This is a genomic window from uncultured Ralstonia sp., from assembly GCA_913056305.1.
GTDB lineage: Bacteria > Pseudomonadota > Gammaproteobacteria > Burkholderiales > Burkholderiaceae > Ralstonia.
Genome location: CAJXMR010000358.1, coordinates 1 through 3,026, shown reverse-complemented (window position 1 = coordinate 3,026; position 3,026 = coordinate 1). Strand labels below are relative to the sequence as shown.

Genomic DNA, 3,026 nt, shown 5'->3' with positions numbered 1-3,026 from the left:
TTCGTGACGGCCGCCTACCTGGGCTGGAAGGTGCACTGGAAATCGCCGCCGCGCGAGGACGCGCAAACCCACTGGGGCGACGCAGTGCGCCGTCACGGCTTGCACACGGTCATCGGCCTGGTCTGGGCTGCGCTGGTCTACTGGCTGAACCCGAGCTTCCTGTGGTGGCTGTCGCCGGTGGTGGGCGCGCTGATCGTGTCGATCCCGCTGTCGGTGCTGTCCAGCCGCGTCACGCTGGGGCGGCGCATGCGCCGCTGGCGGCTGTTCATGATCCCTGAAGAAGTGCGCCCGCCGCGTGAGCTGCGCGCGACGCGCCGGCACCTGCGCAACGCGCCGCCGATGCCGGATTTCCGTCAAGCCGTAGCTGACCCGGTCACCAACGCGCTGATGTGCGCGATTGGCACGACGCGCTTCCCGCACGATCCGACGCTGCTGGAAGTGCGCGATGCGGCCGTGCGCCAAGCGCTCGCAGCCGGCCCCGACCAGCTCACCAACAAGCAGAAGCTGGTGCTGCTGTCGGACCCGCTGGCGTTGTCGGCGCTGCACTTGGCGGTGTGGTCGTCCGACGCACATCGCGCCGCCTGGCTGGCCGCCCCTGAGGCCGCTGCCGCCTGAGACGCCGTGCCCCGCAAGCCTTTCCGCCGGGGCCGGTGTTTTACTTTCTGTTACAGCCGTAGGAATTGCGTAGCACCGCTACCGCGACGCGGTTCGTACAATGACTTCACACATTCGATGAACGAAGTCGACGCGGCGCACGGCGCCCCGGCCTCGCAACCGCAAGGAGAAGCATCATGAAACGCACTCTGCTCGCATTCGCCCTGGGTGGCGCCGCGCTGTGCGCCTCGACGGCGGCGCTGGCCCATGTCGACGTCGGCGTGTCGATCGGCGTGCCGGGACCGGTCTATGTGGCACCGGCACCGGTATACGCACCGCCGCCCGTGGTCTATCAACCCGCTCCGGTCTATGCACCGGCACCGGTGGTGGTAGGCGGCTACTACCGTGATCCGTACTGGCGCGAGCGTGAATGGCGCCGCCACGAATGGCGTGAGCACGAGTGGCGCGAGCATGGCTGGCACCACCGTCATTGGGATCACGACGACTGACGCCTAGCCCTCGCTAGCAAACCACACGGGCCGCTCCATCGAGCGGCCCGTTGCTTTTGCGCGCCAACTCACGTGCACCCCTGCGCGCGCGCCAATCCGACCTATCCTGAGCGTAGCGGCAATCGCAATATTGCTGCCGTAAACGACCCCAGGAGATTGCCATGTCGATATCCACCACACTCGACAGCTGCCTGCGCAGCAAGGGCTGCCTGTACGAGGTGATTCGCCATCCGCACACCAACACCAGCACGGAAACCGCGCAATCCGCGCACGTTCCCGGCGACCGCCTCGCCAAGACATTGCTGCTTGAAGACAAGTACGGCTATGTGGCTGCCGTGCTCCCGTCGACCTATCACCTGCACCTGGCGGAGCTGCAGAAGCAATCCGGCCGCATGGAGCTGACGCTCGCCGATGAATCCGAACTGCGCGAAGTCTTCAAGGACTGCGACGCGGGCGCGGTGCCACCGGTGGGCATGGCCTACGACATGCCCACCTACGTGGACGACGCCCTGATGCAGCATCGCGACATCTACTTCGAGGCCGGCGACCACGAAAACCTGGTGCACATGGACATGGATCAGTTCATGGCCTTGATGCGCGAGGCCAAGACCGCCCATTTCGCCCATCGCATGCAGGGCATCCTGTTCTGACGCTGGCGGGAAACCGACAGGAGAAGGCCATGGCCGATGAGGTTGTCATCACGCCCCGCAACAACGGGCCGTATCACATCAAGGGGAGCTTTCGCATCGTCACCCAGGGCGGGCGAGAGTTGGCCATTGAAGGAGACCAGGTGTGGCTGTGCCGCTGTGGGCATTCGCTGAACAAGCCGTTCTGCGATGGCTCGCACAAGCGCGTCGAGTTCGACAGCAACCTCGACGCGCCTGCGCCTGAGAAACCGGCTTAGCGAACCACCGGCTTATAACGAATGCGCTTGGGCTTGGCACCCTCCTCGCCCAGGCGCTTCTTCTTGTCGGCTTCGTATTCCTGGTAGTTGCCCGGGAAGAATTCGACGTGCGAATCGCCCTCGAAGGCGATGATGTGCGTGGCGATGCGGTCGAGGAACCAGCGGTCGTGCGAGATCACCATCACGCAGCCGGCGAACTCGAGCAGCGCGTCTTCCAGCGCGCGCAGCGTTTCCACGTCGAGGTCGTTCGACGGTTCGTCCAGCAACAGCACGTTGCCGCCCGAGATCAGCGTCTTGGCCAAGTGCAGGCGCCCGCGCTCGCCGCCCGAGAGCGTGCCGACGTGCTTCTGCTGGTCGCCGCCCTTGAAGTTGAAGCGGCCGATGTAGGCGCGCGACGGCGTCTCGTAGCGGCCGACGGTCAGGATGTCGGAGCCGCCCGAGATCTCTTCGAACACGGTCTTGTCGGCGGATAGCGCATCGCGGCTCTGGTCCACGTAGGCCAGCTTGACGGTCGGGCCGATCTTGATCGTGCCCGAATCCGGCTGTTCCTTGCCCGTGATCATGCGGAACAGCGTCGACTTACCGGCGCCGTTCGAGCCGATGATGCCGACGATGGCGCCCGGCGGGAGCGTGAAGCTCAGGTCGTCGATCAGCAGCCGGTCACCATAGGCCTTGCTGACATTGGTGAACTCGATGACTTCGTTGCCCAGACGCTCGCCGGCCGGGATGAAGATTTCCTGCGTCTCGTTGCGCTTCTGGTATTCCTGGCTGTTCAGCTCGTCAAAGCGGGCCAGACGCGCCTTCGATTTGGCCTGACGGCCTTTTGGGTTCTGGCGCACCCACTCCAGTTCCTTCTTCAGCGCCTTCTGGCGGGCCGATTCGGACGACTCTTCCTGCTCCAGGCGCTGCTCCTTCTGGTCCAGCCACGAGCTGTAGTTGCCCTTCCAGGGGATGCCGTGGCCGCGGTCGAGTTCGAGAATCCACTCGGCGGCGTTGTCGAGGAAGTAGCGGTCGTGGGT

4 protein-coding genes and 1 pseudogene are annotated in these 3,026 nt (G+C 65.0%); 4 read left to right on the top strand and 1 reads right to left on the bottom strand.

Annotated features, from left to right (window positions below; genetic code table 11):
* The 4 genes and pseudogenes from QZ609_RS25975 to QZ609_RS25960 all read left to right on the top strand — a co-directional run.
* Positions 1–615, top strand: a pseudogene (locus tag QZ609_RS25975) (glucan biosynthesis glucosyltransferase H); the annotation flags it as partial.
* 176 nt (positions 616–791) lie between these two features.
* A complete protein-coding gene (locus QZ609_RS25970) occupies positions 792–1,103 on the top strand; it encodes a hypothetical protein (RefSeq protein ID WP_295501229.1) in 312 nt (103 codons plus the stop codon).
* A 161-nt stretch (positions 1,104–1,264) separates the two neighbouring features.
* Complete coding sequence (locus tag QZ609_RS25965; RefSeq protein WP_295501226.1) at positions 1,265–1,753, top strand: aminoacyl-tRNA deacylase; 489 nt, start codon at positions 1,265–1,267, stop codon at positions 1,751–1,753.
* 29 nt (positions 1,754–1,782) lie between these two features.
* Positions 1,783–2,007 carry a CDGSH iron-sulfur domain-containing protein gene (locus QZ609_RS25960; protein WP_295501223.1) on the top strand — a complete coding sequence of 75 codons (225 nt, stop codon included), beginning with the start codon at positions 1,783–1,785 and terminating at the stop codon, positions 2,005–2,007.
* On the opposite strand, the gene ettA is transcribed toward QZ609_RS25960, so the two are convergent.
* A partial coding sequence (gene ettA / locus QZ609_RS25955; protein ID WP_295501221.1) for an energy-dependent translational throttle protein EttA occupies positions 2,004–3,026 on the bottom strand: 1,023 nt, incomplete at its 5' end. The two genes, QZ609_RS25960 and ettA, sit on opposite strands and share 4 nt — an antisense overlap.